Below are 16,390 nucleotides of genomic sequence, written 5' to 3'. Positions count from 1 at the left end.
GCAAAGTCCCGCAATGGCGGGTCCGGCAAGGAGAGAGAAAGACAATCGGAGGGCGGCCCGACAAGAGGACCGCCAGCAAACGAACGGCGCCACCCCGGCCAATCGGCCGATACGCCGCTACAACGGGAAAAGCGCCTCAGCCCAGCAGGACGAAGGCAATCCCGGTAATCGTCAACGCCGCCAGGCTCGACATGCACAGCAGCCCGAAATCGCACAGGCAAAGGCTGTGATGAACCCGTTCCATCGCATCCTCCAGTTCATCCTCGCCACCCCGCTTTTTCGCGGGTTTGACAAGAGGATGCTATCAAATCCGTGGAGATTCGCAAGGGGTCAGATGCCGTCTCCGGGCGGGGACGGCGGGTTGATCGCGATGGCCATTTTCTGAAGGCAATCATGGAGCACCCGCCTGTCCTCGTCGGTCAGCAGGCGGCAGAAATCGCGCACAAGATCGCGCCGCAGCGGCTCGGTCGCGGCGATCGCGCGCTCCCCCTCGTCGGTGATGGCGATCCGCTTGACACGGCGGTCCCCCGCGTCGGTGGCGCGCTGGATGAGGCCGTCGCGTTCCAGCGCATCCAGCGCGTCCGTCACCGTGCGGGGCGCCTGGCCGAACAGTTCCGCGATATCGGCCGCGCGCGCATTGCCGCCGCACCGCTGGATGTAGAGCAGCAGCTTGGTGCGCGCCAACGACGCGCCCTGCGCCGTCATCGCCCGGTCCATCTGGCGGTGCGCCATCAGGAACACGCTCGCCAATTCCTTGAACAACTCTTCGTCGCACACTTTCATGAGGTTCCTCATAATGTGTATTGCATTGCATCACAAGTGCGCGCATATGCGGTGGCCGAATTTCAAGGACGGGTGTTGACATGAGTGCCGAAACCACCGCTGGCCCAATCGCGCAGGATGACGACAGTTCCGCCGGTTCCGGCAAGAACAGGCGCGCCCGCCGCATCATCCTGATCATCGCGGCGGCGGCGGTGACGGCCGGCGCGCTGTGGTTCGCGCGGCATGAAAGCTACGGCAAATATCAGCAGTCCACCAACGACGCCTATGTCCAGACCGACGGCGTGACCGTGTCGCCCAAGGTTTCGGGCTATGTGGACAAGGTGTTCGTCATCGACAATCAGGAGGTGAAGGCCGGGCAGCCGCTGGTGCAGATCGACCCGCGCGACTATCGTGCCCAGGCCGAGCAGTCCCACGCCCAGATCGCGCTGGCGGCGGCCAGCGCGGCGGGCACGGAGGCGCAGATCCGCGAGCAGCAATCCGCCATCGCCCAGGCCGAGGCGCAACTCGCCGCGGCGCAGGCCGATGCGGATTTCGCCAATAGCGAGGTCGCCCGCTACCAACCTCTTGCCCAGAGCGGCGCGGAAACGAAGGAACGGCTTTCGCAGCTGCGAAATCAAGCGGCGCAGGCGAACGCCAAGCTGGCCTCGGCCCGCGCCGCCGCCGCCAGCGCGCGGCAGCGCGTCGCCACGCTGGAGGCCCAGATACGGCAGGCGCAGGCGCAGGGCCAGGCCGCCCGCGCCCAGCTTTCCGCCGCCAATACCGACCTGCAATCGACGATCATCCGCGCCGCCACGAACGGCCGCATCGGCGACAAGACCGTGCAGCAGGGCCAGTTCGTGCAGCCCGCCACCCGGCTGATGACGCTGATGCCCGCCGACAGCCTCTATATCGAGGCGAATTTCAAGGAAACGCAGGTCGGCCTGATGCGCGTCGGCCAGCCGGTCAGCGTGGAAGTCGACGCGCTGCCCGGCGTCGAGATCCGGGGCACCGTCGCCAGCATCTCGCCCGGCACCGGCGCGCAATTCTCCATCCTGCCGCCGCAGAACGCCACCGGCAACTTCACCAAGATCGTGCAGCGCGTGCCGGTGCGCATCGCTATCCATGTCGGCCCCGAAACCCGCAAGCTGCTGGTTCCGGGCATGTCGGTCGAGGTGTCGGTCGACACCCGCTCCGCCAAGGGCGCGACCGAGCAGATCCGGCGGGAGCAGGAGCAGTATAACCGGCGGATCGGAAAATGAGCGGCGCCGCCGCCGACGCGGGCGCCCTGCCCGGCGGAGCGGCCCCGGCCAAGGCCCCGCCGCAACGCGCCGACGCCGCCGCATGGCTGGCGGTGTGCGCGGGCAGCCTCGGCGCGATGATGGCCACGCTCGACATTTCCATCGTCAATTCCGCCCTGCCGACCATCCAGGGCGAGATCGGCGCCAGCAGCACCGAGGGCACCTGGATCGCGACCGCCTATCTGGTGGCCGAAATCGTCATCATCCCTCTTTCCGCCTGGCTGGAGCGCCTGCTGGGCCTGCGCACCCTGCTGCTGATCGCCGCGACGCTGTTCACCGGCTTCTCGATGGTCTGCGGCATCGCGACCAACCTGACGACGATGATCATCGGCCGCGTGGGCCAGGGCTTCACCGGCGGCGCGCTCATCCCCACGGCGATGACGATCATCGCCACCCGCCTGCCGCGCGAGCAACAGCCGATCGGCAATGCGATGTTCGGCGTCACCGCCATTCTCGGCCCGGTGCTGGGTCCGCTGATCGGCGGCTGGCTGACCGAGAATATCAGCTGGCACTACGCCTTCTTCCTCAACCTGCCGGTCGGCATCCTGCTCATCACGCTGCTGCTGGTCGGCCTGTCCCACCAGAAGCCGAAGCTGGACGAGCTGAGGCAGGCGGACTGGATGGGCATAGCGGGCCTTGCCTTCGGCCTGGGCGGCCTCACCATCGTGCTGGAGGAAGGGCAGCGCGAGCAATGGTTCGAAAGCGCGGAAATCGTGCAGATGACGATCGTGTCGGCGGTCGGCTTCATCCTGCTCTTCGCCGGGCAGGTCTTCGCGAAACGCCCGGTGATCAAGCTCAGCCTGCTGCTGAACCGCCAGTTCGGCGCGATCGCGCTGATGGGCTTCGTCATCGGCATGATGATCTACGGCACCGCCTATGTGATCCCGCAGTTCCTCGCCGCCATATCCGATTACAATGCGCTGCAATCGGGCAAGATCGTGCTGCTGTCCGGCATACCCAGCCTGATCCTGATGCCCTTCACCCCGCTGATGATCAAGCATGTCGACATTCGGATCGCGGTGTCCACCGGGTTGCTCATCATGGCGACGAGTTGCTGGGTGGATACGGTGATGACGGCCGACGCCGCGGGCGCCGATTTCATCGAATCCCAGTTGCTGCGCGGCGTCGGGGTCATCCTCGCCTTCCTTTTCCTCAACCAGGCGGCGATCGCGTCGGTATCGACGGAAAATGCGGGCGACGCGGCCGGGCTGTTCAATTCGGTGCGTAATCTGGGCGGCTCCTTCGCGCTCGCGGGCATCGCCGTCGTGCAGGACCAGCGCCTGTGGCTGCACAGCCGCCGCATAGAGGAAACGCTCAACGCCAATTCCGACAATGTGCAGGGATATATCGCCGGCCTGACCCACGCGCTGGGCAGCCCGGAGGCCGCGCTGCGCACCCTCTCCGGCACGATCCAGCGCGAGGCGCTGGTGATGACCTATAACGACATATTCTGGCTGCTGACGGTCGGCATCGTCATCGTCATTCCGCTGGTTCTGTTCCTGCGGCCGCTGCCCAAGGGGCAGGCCGTCGCCATGCATTGAGGCCCGTCATGCGCTCCCCCCTTTCGCTCCTCCCCCTTCTGGCTCTCGCCGCCTGCACCGCCGGCCCGGATTATCAGGGTCCCGCTTCGGCCGGAGCCGCGCCGCAACGGTTCGCGCGCGCCGGGGAAGCGGCGATCCCCGCTGCGCCCGCCGTCGCCCCGTGGTGGACGGCGCTGGGCGACCCGCTGCTCGACGAGCTGGAACGGCGCGCGCTGGCCGACAGCCCGTCCATCGCCATCGCTCAGGCCAAGCTGACGCAGGCCCGCTCCGCGCTGCGCCTCGACCGCGCCAACGGCCTGCCCAACGCCAATGCGCAGCTGACCTATGCCCATGCGCGGCTGCCGGGCATCGACCTCGGCTCCTCCGGCGACGGAGAGGAGGAAGGCGGCGGGGACGGCAGTAGCAGCGAAGCCCTCAATTTCTACAATCTCGGCTTCGACGCGAGCTGGGAGATCGACCTGTTCGGCGGCCACCGGCGCACGATGGAGGCCAGCCGCGCCTCGCTGGAGGCGGCGCAGGCCAGTATCGCCGACGCGCAAGTCAGCCTCGCCGCCGAGGTGGCGGGCGCCTATGTCCATCTGCGCGACCGCCAGCAACGGCTGGCCCTCGCCGAACAATCCGCCGCCCGGCAGCGCGAGGTGCTGGACCTGACGCGGCAGCGCCAGACGCACGGCACCGTCTCCGCACTGGAGGTCGAGCGCCAGCGCAGCCTTGCCGAGCAGGCCGACGCCGCCCTGCTGCCGCTGCGGGCGGAACGCGACGCCTATCTGAACGCGCTCGCGGTGCTGACCGGGCAGGCTCCCGGCGCGGTCGACGCGATGCTGGCAGGGCCGGGCGCAATCCCCCTGCCCCCCGCCACGGTCGCGGTCGGCGATCCCGCGGCGCTGTTGCAGCGCCGGCCGGACATCCGCGCCGCCGAGCGGCAGCTCGCCGCCGCCACCGCCAGAATCGGCGTGGCCGAGGCCGCCCGCTTCCCCCGGATCAGCTTCATGGGCCTGATCGGCATCGGCGGCACGGAGCCGGACGCGATCTTCGATCCCGACAATCTCGCCGCCATCGCCATGCCCCGACTGAGCTGGAACCTGCTGGACTTCGGCCGCAACGCCGCCCGCATCGGCCAGGCCGAGGGCGCGCGCGACGAAGCCGAAGCGCGCTATCGCCAGGCGGTGCTCGGCGCGTTGCGCGATGCGGAGGATGCGCTCGCCCGCTACGGCGCCAGCCGCCAGAATGTCGCCAGCGCCACGCGCGCCAGCCATTCGGCGGACCGCACGCTCAGCCTGACGCGCCAGCGTTTCGGCGCGGGCACCGCCAGCCGCATCGATCTGCTGGAGGCGGAACGGCAGGCGATGGGCGCGCAACAGACCGTCGCGCAGGCGACCGCCGCGCTGACGGCGGACTATATCGCGATCCAGAAGGCGCTCGGCCTCGGCTGGAACTAGGACGCGTCCCCTTCGGGAAACAGTTCCTCGCGACGGCACGAGATTTCCTCGTCTATGGCGTCGATGACCGCGCGGATGCGCGGCATATGGCGCATGTCGCGGTGGACGCCCAGCCAGATGTCCCGCCGCAGCAGCGGCAGGTCCGGCCGCACCCGGACCAGGTCCGGCAGCGCCTCGGCCCGGTAGCAGACGAGGCAGGCGATCCCCATGCCCTGCCGCGCCGCCCACAGATGCGCCTCGCGGCTGTTCGATTGCAGCGCGACCTCCGCATCGGGGAAGTGCCGCCGCAGCCATTGCGCTTCGGGCAGATGCGCCAGATCGTCCAGCACCGTGACGATACGGGGCGGGCGGCGCTCGCCGTCATGGCCGCGCGCCGCATAGAAGGCCATGCCGAGCGTGCCCAGCTTGCGGGTGATGATCTCCTGCCCCTCGAACGGCACCATGCGGATCGCGATATCAGCTTCCCGCCGCGCCAGATTGAGCTGGCGCGTATCGGACAGCAGCTCCACCACGATGCCGGGATGCTCCTTCTGTAACCGCGCCAATGCGGGCACGAGGATCCGCGCGGCCAGCGTATCGACGGTGGTGACGCGCACCTTCCCTTCCAGCGCGCAGTCGTGGCCGGAAATGGCGCGCTCCGTCGCCAATATCTCCGCCTCGACCCGCTCCGCATTGCCGAGCACGGTTTCGCCCAGCGGCGTCAGCACATAGCGCTCCGGCGTGCGGCGCAGCAGGCGCGCGCCGATGCGCGCCTCCATCGCGGCGAGGCGGCGGCCCATGGTCGGCTGCGACACGCCGAGCGCCCGTCCCGCCGCCGAGAGCGTGCCGTGCCGCGCGATCGCCAGAAACAGGCGCAAATCATCCCAGTCCATGCGTCTCTATACAAAAATGAATGCATATTAGGCAATAGTGGCCAATTGCATGCAAAAACCTTTAATGCCACATCGCGGCTACCGTATCGGAATGGCTCTCCCATTCCCTTGGCTTTTCAGAGACAGGAGCTTTCTCAATGTCCCATCTTCTGGTCGTCCGCAGCAGCGCCAATGGCGCCAATTCCGTGTCCAACCGGCTGATCGACGCCTTTCTCGGCGCGGCGAAGGCGGCCGATCCCTCGATCGAGGTGACGGACCGCGACCTCGACGCCGATCCCGTGCCGCATGTGCGCTCGGCGACGCTGGCCGGCATCGGCCGCCCCGCTCCGGAAACCGACGAGGCGAAGCCGACGCGCGAGCTGTCGGACAGGCTGATCGGCGAAATGCAGGCCGCCGACCTGATCGTCATCGGCGCGCCCATGTATAATTTCAGCATTCCCTCGACGCTGAAGAGCTGGCTCGACCATGTGCTGCGCGCGGGCGCGACCTTCCAGTACACCGCCAACGGCCCGGAGGGTCTGCTGAAGGGCAAGCGCGCGCTGATCGTCGCCAGCCGCGCGGGCGCCTATAGCGAGGGCGCGGCCGCCGCGATGGATCACCAGATCGCCTATCTGCGGCTGGTGCTGGGCTTTATCGGCCTCACCGATATCGCTGTGGTGCTGGCCGAAGGGCTGGCCTTCGGCGAGGACGCCGCCACCGCCGCCATCGGCGCGGCCACGGCCGAACTGGAGCGGCGGGCGGGCGCGCTTTAAAGCTGCCATTCCTCCCCCTTGGGGGAGGGGGACCATGCGAAGCATGGTGGAGGGGCACAGGACGCCGGACGTGAAACTTGATCGGACGGACCTTGCGCTTGATCGGACGGGCGTCACGCTCGATGGATAGTGCCCCTCCACCGCCCTGCGGGCGGTCCCCCTCCCCGTACCGGGGAGGATCAGGACTGTTCTGTCAGATCCAATCCGCGCGCACCGTGCCTTCCGGCCGGGCACCCGTTCTCCGGCGGCACGGCAGGCTCGCTTTCCGCCCGGCGCGGCGTGGCGATCAGCCATTCGTTGAAGGTGCGGTAGAGCACCGGTTCCACGAAGATCAGCGCCGCCGTCTCGGCATCCTCGACGCACAGGGGATTGTCCAGCCGCGCCGAATAGCGGCCCAGCCCCTCGATCGTCACGGAGAACAGCCGCTCCCCGCCCCATTCCACGCAATTTTCCACGATGATGCCGGCGGGCGAGATTTGCAGCACCGGCGTGCGGCCCTTCATGTTCCCGGCGGAGAGATGCGCCCAGCAGTTCCGGCGAAAGACGGGATGGCCGATGGGGGATGCGCTTTCCGGCTGCCTGCGGATGGACACGCGTTTCGGGGCCGGCTGCTGCGTCGCGCCGACGAGGGCCGCACTGGCCGGATCGTCGAAGGCGACGCCCGCCTGCCCCTCCTTCGCCCAGCGCACGGTGCCGCGCACATGGCTGCCGGATCGCAGATGCAGCTCGACCGGATCGTCCACCGCCAGCGGCAACGGGCATTCGATCATCACCCCGCCCGTCGACAGGTTGCGGATGCGGCACAGCGCATCGTCGCCCCGATGGACTATTCCCGCATTGATGAGGACCGAGATCTGGCGCGCGCCGGTGCGGCGGTCCGCCGTTCCCCCTTCCGGCGAGTCCTGGCCTTCGGTCGTCATCGCGTCCTCCGATTGCAAGCCGTTCATCCTCCGGTTTCCTGTCGTTCCCGGCCTTCCTACCGGGCGATGTCTGCTTTTCCCGCGCCCGAAGCGGTCGGGTCGATGGTGCCCATTAAACACCATCAAGGCTAAGGATCGGTTAAAATCCGGCGAAATCAGCCTGCATTCACGCGCGGGAGCGCCGGAATCGCGCCCGAAACCGCGTCTTTCCCGCTGGCGCGCCGGTCACCGCCCGGCCGATCGCGCGCCCGTGCGCAAGATGCGACATTGCACTGTAACGCCGGCACATTATATCGCGCCTTTCGTGGATGCGTGACAGGAGCGTGAAGTGAGCAAGGTTCTGGTTATCGGTGCCGGTGGCGTCGGGTCGGTCGCTGTGCATAAAATGGCGATGAACCCGGATATTTTTCACGAAATCACGCTCGCCAGCCGCACCCTTTCGAAATGCGACGCGATCGCGGACTCGGTGAAGCAGCGCACCGGCGTCACCATCCGCACCGCGCAGATCGACGCCGACGACGTCGCGGCCACCACCGCGCTGATCGAGGAGGTCGGGCCGCAGCTCGTCGTCAACCTCGCCCTGCCCTATCAGGATCTTGCAATCATGGACGCCTGCCTTGCCGCGGGCGTGCACTATATGGACACCGCCAATTACGAACCGCGCGACGAGGCGCATTTCGAATATAGCTGGCAATGGGCCTATCAGGAGCGGTTCAAGGAAGCGGGCCTGATGGCGCTGCTCGGCTCCGGCTTCGACCCCGGCGTGACCAGCGTGTTCGCGACCTATCTCAAAAAGCATTATCTCGACCGCATCGACACGCTCGACATCCTCGATTGCAACGGCGGCGACCATGGCCAGCATTTCGCGACCAACTTCAACCCGGAAATCAACATCCGCGAGGTGACCGCGCCCGCGCGCCACTGGGAAAACGGCGAATGGGTGACGACCCCCGCCCTCTCGCACAAGCAGCAGTTCGACTTCGAGGCTGTAGGGCCGAAGAACATGTACCTCATGTATCATGAGGAGCTGGAGAGCCTTGCCAGGCACCTGCCGGAAATCCAGCGCATCCGCTTCTGGATGACCTTCGGCGACGCCTATCTCAAGCATCTGGAGGTGCTCCAGAATGTCGGCATGACCCGGATCGATCCGGTGATCTACAACGGGCAGGAGATCATCCCGCTCCAGTTCCTCAAGGCCGTGCTGCCCGAACCCTCGACGCTCGGCTCCACGACCAAGGGCAAGACCAATATCGGCGACATCGCCACCGGCATCGCCAGGGACGGGTCGGAAAAGACCTATTATATCTATAATATCTGCGACCATGAGGAAGCCTATGCCGAAACCGGCAATCAGGCGGTCAGCTACACCACCGGCGTTCCGGCGATGATCGGCGCGGCGATGATCCTGACCGGCACATGGACCGGCGCAGGCGTGTTCAACATGGAGCAGATGGACCCGGATCCGTTCATGGACATGCTGAACCGGCAGGGCCTGCCCTGGCAGGTGCGGGAGTTGGACGGCCCGCTGGCCTTCTGACGTGACCGCTCGCGCGCTGCTCCTTCTCCTCCTCGCCCCGCTCGCGGCGCTGCCCGGCGGCTGCGCGCCGGACATGCGGATGGCGGGGAGCGGGCCGAGCCGCGAGATCAGCGCCTGCGCGCGCTCCGGCGGCTTTCTCGACGCGAGGGGCAGGCGCCAGACATTGATGTGCGTCCACCGCTATGCCGATGCGGGCAAGGCCTGCGCCTCCCGATCCGATTGCGAGGGCAAATGCATCGCCGACCCCGGCGAGGGCGGCCTGCCCGCTGTCGGAACGCCCGCCGCGGGCTGGTGTCAGGCGGATGACAGGTTGTTCGGCTGCTATGCCGAAGTGGAAAATGGCAAGGTCAGATCGTCGATCTGCGTGGACTGAGGATTTTTCGGACATGGAAACCAGAGCGGGCGATCCCGGCGCCTTCGCGCATTTCGACCTCGGCAGCGTCCCCTCGCCCGCCTTCGTGGTGGACGAGGCCGCCGTGCGCCGCAACCTCGCCATCCTCGCCGATGTGCGGGACCGGGCGGGCGTGAAGGTGCTGGCCGCGCTCAAGGCCTTTTCCATGTGGTCGCTGGGGCCGGTCGTCGCGGAGTATCTCGACGGCGTCTGCGCCTCGGGCCTCTATGAAGCGCGGCTGGGGCGCGAGGAATATTCCGGGCCCGACGGCAAGCGCGAGGTCGCGACCTATTGCGCGGGCTACAAGGCGGAGGACCTGCCGGAAATCTGCGCGCTGTCCGATCATCTCATCTTCAACTCGCCCTTCCAGCATGAGCGCTTCCGCCCGATCCTCGACCGGGCGCGGGCGGACGGCCACCGCTTCGACGTGGGCCTGCGCATCAACCCGCTCCATGCCGAGGGCGAGGTCGCCAAATATGACCCGTGCCAGCCGCACAGCCGCCTCGGCTTCCCGGTCGACCAGTTGCGCGCGGAGCATCTCGACGGCGTCGACGGCCTGCATTTCCATACGCTGTGCGAGCAGGATTTCGTGCCGCTGCGCCGCACATGGGAGGCGCTGCTCCCCCGGATCGAGGCGTTCCTGCCCGGCCTCAAATGGCTGAACTTCGGCGGCGGCCATCATATCACCCGCGCCGATTACCAGCGCGAGGACCTCATCGCCTTCCTGCGCGCGGTGAAGGCGCAGACCGGCCTCGACCTCTATCTGGAGCCGGGCGAGGCGATCGCGCTCGACGCGGGCATCCTCGTCGGCGAGGTGCTGGACGTGATCGACAACGGCATGCCGGTCGCGATCGTCGACATCTCCGCCACCTGCCATATGCCCGACGTGATCGAGGCGCCCTATCGCCCGGCGCTGCTGGGCGAGGCGGAGGACGGCCCGGCGATTCGCCTCGGCGGCCCGTCCTGCCTCGCCGGCGACATCATCGGCGATTATCGATTCGGCGGCCTGCCGCGGGTCGGCCAGCGCTTCGCCTTCCTCGACCAGGCGCATTATTCGATGGTCAAGACCAACACCTTCAACGGCGTGCCGCTGCCCTCCATCTTCCTGTGGAACAGCGAAGACGGGGATTTTCGCGCCATAAGGTGCTTCGATTACGACGAATTCAAGCGCCGTCTTTCCTGAGCCGCAACCCGGCGCCTGCATGCGGATTTTTTTGGGGAAAGACGCTTTACACCCCCGGCCACAATCCATATATCGGCACCCCGCTGCCCCATGGGACTTCCACCGCAAGGCAGCTTGACTCGTCGCACTTGTTTCTGGAGGTCCCTTGAATTGCACAAGCTCCATAGCGCGCTGGGGGTAGCAACCACCCTCAAACCGGCAGCACCGGTAACGCTCATTCGCCCGCAGGCCGCGGCCCGCGCCGCCCGTTTCTTCGTTGAGAAGTTTCCGGGCAAGTCGCTCTATGCGGTGAAGGCGAACCCGTCTCCCGATCTGCTCCGCACCCTCTGGGCCAGCGGCATCACCCATTATGATGTCGCGTCCATCGCGGAAGTGCGCCTCGTCGCCGAGACGCTGCCGGAAGCGAAGCTGTGCTTCATGCACCCGGTGAAGGCCGAGGAAGCCATTGCCGAGGCATATCACCGCTACGGCGTGCGCACCTTCTCGCTCGACACGATGGAAGAGCTGACGAAGATCATGCGCGCCACCGGCAACGCGACCGATCTGGAACTGTGCGTGCGCCTGCGCGTGTCGTCCGAGCATAGCGAGCTTTCCCTCGCGTCGAAATTCGGCGCGGAACTGGGCGAGGTGAAGGAATTGCTGATGGCGACCCGCCAGGCGGCCGATGCGCTGGGCATCTGCTTCCATGTCGGCAGCCAGGCGATGACCCCGCACGCCTATACGCAGGCGCTGGAGCGCGTGCGCGCGGCGATCGTCGACGCGGCGGTGACGGTGGACATCATCGATGTCGGCGGCGGCTTCCCCTCCATCTATCCGGGCATGGAACCGCCCGCGCTGGAGCTGTATTTCGACGCCATCTACCGCGCGGCCGAAAGCCTGCCGGTCAGCTATTCGTCGGAACTCTGGTGCGAGCCGGGCCGCGCGCTGTGCGCCGAATACAGCTCGCTGATCGTGCGCGTGGAACGCCGCCGGGGCGATGAGCTCTACATCAACGATGGCGCCTATGGCGCGCTGTTCGACGCGGCGCATGTCGGCTGGCGCTTCCCGGTGGACCTGCTGCGCGAGGAAGGCAGCGAGGCGGAGATGCAGGCGTTCAGCTTCTACGGCCCGACCTGCGACGACATGGACCATATGGCCGGCCCCTTCCTGCTGCCCGCCGATATCGGCCCCGGCGACTATATCGAGATCGGCATGCTGGGCGCCTATGGCTGCGCGATGCGGACCGGCTTCAACGGCTTCACCGCCGAAACGCTGGTCGAGGTCACGGACGAGCCGATGGCGAGCATGTACGACGACAGCATCGTCGAACCCCGCCGCGCGAAAAGCGCCACGGTGGTGCAGATCGGCCAGTAACGCCGCCGGAATGGAATAGCGAAAGGCCGGGTCGGGGAAATCGGACCCGGCCTTTTGCATCTGGAACGTTCGACAGCCGGCGCCTTGGCGGATTTCGGCCAGAAGCGGACACCACCAGCGCAACAGAATCGGGCACGCGGAGGCGCGGAGACGCGGAGAGAGAGTTCGAGCCGCAGGCCCCTTACACCCGCGCCGCCTCACCTCCTGTTGCCGCACGAGAAACAGGCTTCGCGACATCATCTCCGCGTCTCCGTGTCTCCGCGCCTCCGCGTGAACTCATATGGCGCAACATTCGAGGTTCGCTCTCCAGCCCCAGACCTGTCATCCACGTCATGCCAGCGCAGGCTGGCTTCTCAGGAGGCGACGCGCGCCGGGGCCAGCGACCCCAGCATTGACCTTCGGTCGCCCTTCGGGTCGCTGGGGTGACCGCAAAGGCAAAGTCCGCCCTTCACCGCAAGCCTGCTTCACGATGCAACTTCAGCACCCCCTCACGGTCGATTGACAACCCCGGCCAGCCCTCGCACCTTCTCCCGCGCATATCCATCCGGGGGACTTCACCATGCCTGTCCATCTCGCCCCATCCCTGCTCGTGCCCGCGGCGGCGCTGGTCGTCTGGTCGCTGGCGATGCTGGTCTGGCTGCTCATCGTCCGGTTCTCGGCGTTCAAGGTCGCGGGGATCGACCTGCGCAAGGTGCCGCGCGGCGGGCGCGGACAGGAACTCGACCGGATGTTGCCGCCACAGGCGAACTGGCCCGCGCACAACTATGCGCATCTGATGGAGCAGCCGACGCTGTTCTACCCCACCATTCTCATCCTCGCGCTGCTGGGGCAGGGAAGCGCGCTCAACCTCGGGCTGGCATGGGCCTATGTGCTGCTGCGCATCGTCCACAGCATCTGGCAGGCGCGCGTCAACATCGTCGCCATCCGGGCGGGGCTGTTCCTGCTGTCGTCGCTGGTGCTGATGCTGCTGGCGATCAACGCGCTGATCGCCGCGCTCGCCGCCGCGCTGTAGCGCCTATTGCAGCGTGGGCGAGCCGTCCCGGTCGGTGCGGCCGTAAAATTGCATGAGCTGGATGGTGCGTTCGACCCGCTCGTCCAGCGTCCGCGCCTCCAGCAGCGACTGTTTCGACGCCACGTCGAACGGCGCCACCTGCGCGATGCCGTTGACGAGCGCCTGATCGTCCAGCCGGGTGACCGCCGACCAGTCGACGACATAGCCCAGATGATCGGCGAAGCGCCGCGCCTCCATCTCCAGCGCGGCGCGCGTCGCGGGCGCGAGGGCGGCGGTGCCCCCCTCCTCTTCCGGCTCGATCTCCGCCTCCACCTGCCGGAAGGGCGTCACCACGTCCAGCTCGTTCAATATATGGAAGCGCGCCAGCCCCAGCAGCACGATGTTGAAGCAGCCGTCGTCCAGCGCATCGCATTCGACGATCCGCCCCAGACAGCCGATGGAATAGAGCGCCGGGCGCGGCCTGGTGTCGCTGGGCTGCACCATGCCGATCAGCCGGTCGCGGGCCAGCGCGTCGCTGACCAGCGCCCGATAGCGCGGCTCGAAGATATGGAGCGGCAGATGGGCGCCGGGGAACAGCAGGGCCCCCGCGAGCGGAAAAAGGGAGATGCGCTGCCTCTTCATCACCCTGCCCGGCCCGTCAGGTGAACAGGATCGCCGACAGGCGCCGCCGCTGGGTGGATACCCACGGATCTTCGAGGCCCACCACCTCGAACAGCTTGAGCAGTTGCGCGCGCGCCGCGCCGTTGTTCCATTCCCGGTCGCGGGCGACGATTTCCAGCAGCGCGTCGGCCGCGCCCTGTCGGTCGCCATTGGCCATGCGCCCGCCCGCCAGCTCGAATCGCGCCTCATGGTCATCGGGATTGGCCGCGACGCGTGCCTCCAGCCCGGACAGGTCCTGCACCGGCTTGGCGTCGCGCGCCAGCGACAGCGCGGCGCGGGCGCGCTCCAGCGCCTGGTCCTTCGCCAGTTCCTCCGGCGCGGCGTCGAGCACGGCCCCGGCCTCGTCCAGCCGGCCGAGCGCGACGAGCGAGCGCGCCTGCCCCGCGATCACCACCGGATGATCCGGCACCATCTCCGCGATCTGGCTGAAGATCGACAGCGCGCGCTCGCCGTCGCCTTCGTCCAGCGCGCCCTCGCCCATCGCGATCAGCGGGGCGATCTCCTCGGCCTGAAGCTTCTCTTCCGATTCCACCGGCAGTTGCGCCAAGATCTGGTCCAGCATCTGCTTGAGCTGCCCCTCGGTGCGCGCCTGGCTGAGGTCGGCGACGGGCTGGCCCTGGAACACGGCATAGACGGTGGGGATCGACTGCACCCGGAACTGCGCGGCAATGAAGCGGTTCTCATCGACATTGATCTTCACCAGCTGCACGCCCTTGGCGGCATAATCGGCGCAGACCTTTTCGATGATGGGCGCCAGCTGCTTGCAGGGGCCGCACCATTCCGCCCAGAAATCGACGATGACCAGCGCGGTGCGGGACGGGTCGACCACGTCCCTGCGGAAATCCTCGACCGCTTTCCTGTCCGCTTCGCTGAGGCCCAAGGTCGCCACGTCTACCCTCCTGATCGATCAAACCCACAAGCGGGCCGTCCGGCCCCCGATAACGGCCCTCTATGTGGGGAGGAAGCGCGCGTTGCGCAACCGTCATCGAAGAATGTGCAAAATAAGTTGAAAAAGGGGGTTGCCGAGGTCCCGACCCGATGCTAGTTGGCCGCCACCCGCCGGGAGATGGAGGCAACCGCCACCCACCACCGGCCGCCAGAGCGGGCGTAGCTCAGGGGTAGAGCACAACCTTGCCAAGGTTGGGGTCGAGGGTTCGAATCCCTTCGCCCGCTCCAGTTTCAACCCTGCGTAAATCGTAGGAAAATTCCGAATCAGCCGCAACCACTTTTAGTGCGCCATATTTGTCGGTGGCCAAACAATGGCCAGCGCCATAGCGCTTGGCCTGCATCGTGGTCCGCAGCCAGATGCGCTCCAGTCCCGCCTCCACCTCCCCTAGATAGTCCGGGCGGTACTTCGCGTAGAGGCGGCTTGTCCGCCGCAAAGAGCCTTCGTGCCCCAGCATCTCGCTAATCTGGCGCTCCGGTATCGCTGGATCATTGTAGAGCCATGTCGCGACCGTATGCCGGATCGTCTTGGGGAAAACGTCATCGGATAGGCCGAGGACGCGGCGCAGGGTGCGCCATGCGGTCTTGTGGCTGGTTACAGGCGCGTAGTCCTCTTTCGCCCATGCGCGGAGGATCGGGCGCATAGGACGAATCGCAGGGATGATTGCATTGCGCTTTTTCGTGCGCGGCGCGGCATCCGGTTGCAGATCGATGAACCGACCATCGAATTGCTGCCGGGCATCAAATTTCTTGGCGGCATCCGGGCGCACGCTGGTGGCCATCTGGAGAGCGATAAAGCGGAACAACATCGGGAAGTGGCGCGCATACCAGAATATGCGCGCCAACTCGTCCTCGGTCAGAACGCGCTCGCGCAGTGGATTCTTGTGCTTCGCATCAACGCCTTTGATGCGCGGCGCCAGCGCGATCCGCATGTTCAATTCCGCATGGTTGATCGCCGCTCGCACATCATTGATATTCCGCTCCACAGTGTCGCCAGAGACGCCCTGCGAATCGACAGAATATTCCTTCGTACCCCATGGCATGGAAAACTTGTGCGGCCCCATCCGCCAGCGCCGGAAGCGTTCGAACAGCGCCGGATTCATATCTGTCACCACCGCGCGCGGACCCGCCTCATCCATATTCAGGAACGACATGAAGGCGCGGAAGCTCCGGGCCGACTGGTCGGCAGCGATCAGGCTCTTCGCGTGTTCCTGCCAATAGGTCATGATGAGCGGAATGACCTCCGCGTCCTCTGCGCGCTGACGCTGCTTCGCCTTTTCAAGATTGGCATGGCTGATGAGGGCTGCTTTCGCATCCTCTAGGCTGTCCGTCCGAGTGCTGCGATATACGACTGATCGGGACGCCTGCTTATAGGCCGCGATCTGCCAGATACCTGGGGCCTTTCCGTCTCGTCGGTATTCGAGCCAGAAGCCGTTATATTCAAAGGTGCGCTTTCCACGCGACATTGCTGCTTCAATTCCTCAAGTTCGGCTGACGATACAGCCTCCAATACGCCGATCGTAGCGAGAGCGCGAAGCTCATCCGGTGAAAATGATGTACCGGTCTGGTTGCGCAGAGCGCGCCGGAACTTCTTCGCTATGTCCGATATCGCAGTCATCCCTCCCCCTTCCCGGCGTCGATCCATAGAGGCAGGTTGCGCCATTTCTTCTCCGGCATGACGAACGGCATGGCGCGCGGTCGCCGGACCATCACATAGCCTCCTGA

15 protein-coding genes and 1 tRNA gene are annotated in these 16,390 nt (G+C 66.5%); 11 read left to right on the top strand and 5 right to left on the bottom strand.

What is annotated here, in order from left to right; translation table 11 throughout:
- Positions 1 to 330 precede the first annotated feature (330 nt).
- A complete protein-coding gene (locus GGR43_RS16835; protein WP_188073134.1) occupies positions 331 to 783 on the bottom strand; it encodes a MarR family winged helix-turn-helix transcriptional regulator in 453 nt (150 codons plus the stop codon).
- Positions 784 to 863: 80 nt separating this feature from the next.
- On the opposite strand from GGR43_RS16835, the gene GGR43_RS16830 reads away from it, so the two are divergent.
- From GGR43_RS16830 to GGR43_RS16820, 3 genes are read left to right on the top strand one after another with little or no spacing between them, the layout of a single operon-like run.
- The gene (locus GGR43_RS16830; RefSeq protein ID WP_188073133.1) at positions 864 to 2,021 is read left to right on the top strand and encodes an HlyD family secretion protein; all 1,158 of its coding nucleotides are present in this window, start codon (positions 864 to 866) and stop codon (positions 2,019 to 2,021) included.
- Positions 2,018 to 3,601 (top strand): DHA2 family efflux MFS transporter permease subunit, encoded by a 1,584-nt coding sequence (locus tag GGR43_RS16825; RefSeq protein ID WP_188073132.1) that lies wholly within the window; start codon positions 2,018 to 2,020, stop codon positions 3,599 to 3,601. The genes GGR43_RS16830 and GGR43_RS16825 overlap by 4 nt, the downstream gene beginning before the upstream one ends.
- Positions 3,602 to 3,609: 8 nt before the next feature.
- On the top strand, positions 3,610 to 5,040 hold the full coding sequence (locus GGR43_RS16820; RefSeq protein WP_188073131.1) for an efflux transporter outer membrane subunit: 1,431 nt from the start codon (positions 3,610 to 3,612) through the stop codon (positions 5,038 to 5,040).
- Here the strand turns inward: GGR43_RS16820 and GGR43_RS16815 are convergent.
- Positions 5,037 to 5,912, bottom strand: a complete 876-nt coding sequence (locus GGR43_RS16815; RefSeq protein WP_223177494.1) for a LysR family transcriptional regulator — start codon at positions 5,910 to 5,912, stop codon at positions 5,037 to 5,039. The two genes, GGR43_RS16820 and GGR43_RS16815, sit on opposite strands and share 4 nt — an antisense overlap.
- Before the next feature lie 137 nt (positions 5,913 to 6,049).
- On the opposite strand from GGR43_RS16815, the gene GGR43_RS16810 reads away from it, so the two are divergent.
- Entirely contained in the window at positions 6,050 to 6,664 is a 615-nt protein-coding gene (locus GGR43_RS16810) for an FMN-dependent NADH-azoreductase (protein WP_188073130.1), read from the top strand.
- Positions 6,665 to 6,843: 179 nt separating this feature from the next.
- On the opposite strand, the gene GGR43_RS16805 is transcribed toward GGR43_RS16810, so the two are convergent.
- Positions 6,844 to 7,611 carry a PilZ domain-containing protein gene (locus GGR43_RS16805; RefSeq protein WP_188073129.1) on the bottom strand — a complete coding sequence of 256 codons (768 nt, stop codon included), beginning with the start codon at positions 7,609 to 7,611 and terminating at the stop codon, positions 6,844 to 6,846.
- A gap of 301 nt (positions 7,612 to 7,912) precedes the next feature.
- Here GGR43_RS16805 and GGR43_RS16800 point away from each other — a divergent pair, with 301 nt between their 5' ends.
- From GGR43_RS16800 to GGR43_RS16780, 5 genes are all read left to right on the top strand, one after another.
- Complete coding sequence (locus tag GGR43_RS16800; RefSeq protein WP_188073128.1) at positions 7,913 to 9,121, top strand: saccharopine dehydrogenase family protein; 1,209 nt, start codon at positions 7,913 to 7,915, stop codon at positions 9,119 to 9,121.
- Between the two features lies 1 nt (position 9,122).
- Complete coding sequence (locus GGR43_RS16795; RefSeq protein ID WP_188073127.1) at positions 9,123 to 9,494, top strand: hypothetical protein; 372 nt, start codon at positions 9,123 to 9,125, stop codon at positions 9,492 to 9,494.
- Between the two features lie 13 nt (positions 9,495 to 9,507).
- Entirely contained in the window at positions 9,508 to 10,695 is a 1,188-nt protein-coding gene (locus tag GGR43_RS16790; RefSeq protein ID WP_188073126.1) for a carboxynorspermidine decarboxylase, read from the top strand.
- Positions 10,696 to 10,845: 150 nt separating this feature from the next.
- Positions 10,846 to 12,048: a type III PLP-dependent enzyme gene (locus GGR43_RS16785; RefSeq protein WP_188073125.1), complete on the top strand. Its 1,203-nt coding sequence runs from the start codon at positions 10,846 to 10,848 to the stop codon at positions 12,046 to 12,048.
- Between the two features lie 559 nt (positions 12,049 to 12,607).
- Entirely contained in the window at positions 12,608 to 13,060 is a 453-nt protein-coding gene (locus GGR43_RS16780; RefSeq protein WP_188073124.1) for an MAPEG family protein, read from the top strand.
- Positions 13,061 to 13,063: 3 nt separating this feature from the next.
- Here the strand turns inward: GGR43_RS16780 and GGR43_RS16775 are convergent, their stop codons facing one another.
- Both GGR43_RS16775 and GGR43_RS16770 read right to left on the bottom strand, forming a co-directional pair.
- Positions 13,064 to 13,681: an LON peptidase substrate-binding domain-containing protein gene (locus GGR43_RS16775; protein ID WP_188073123.1), complete on the bottom strand. Its 618-nt coding sequence runs from the start codon at positions 13,679 to 13,681 to the stop codon at positions 13,064 to 13,066.
- 16 nt (positions 13,682 to 13,697) lie between these two features.
- The gene (locus GGR43_RS16770; protein ID WP_188073122.1) at positions 13,698 to 14,609 is read right to left on the bottom strand and encodes a tetratricopeptide repeat protein; all 912 of its coding nucleotides are present in this window, start codon (positions 14,607 to 14,609) and stop codon (positions 13,698 to 13,700) included.
- 212 nt (positions 14,610 to 14,821) lie between these two features.
- On the opposite strand from GGR43_RS16770, the gene GGR43_RS16765 reads away from it, so the two are divergent.
- Both GGR43_RS16765 and GGR43_RS16760 read left to right on the top strand, forming a co-directional pair.
- Positions 14,822 to 14,896, top strand: a tRNA-Gly gene (locus tag GGR43_RS16765).
- Between the two features lie 470 nt (positions 14,897 to 15,366).
- Positions 15,367 to 15,987 (top strand): hypothetical protein, encoded by a 621-nt coding sequence (locus tag GGR43_RS16760; protein ID WP_188073121.1) that lies wholly within the window; start codon positions 15,367 to 15,369, stop codon positions 15,985 to 15,987.
- Positions 15,988 to 16,390: the final 403 nt, after the last annotated feature.

It is taken from the genome of Sphingobium jiangsuense (assembly GCF_014196495.1).
GTDB classification, from domain to species: Bacteria; Pseudomonadota; Alphaproteobacteria; order Sphingomonadales; family Sphingomonadaceae; genus Sphingobium; species Sphingobium jiangsuense.
The sequence above is the reverse complement of the archived record's forward strand: the minus strand, read 5'-3'. Positions and strand labels throughout refer to the sequence as shown.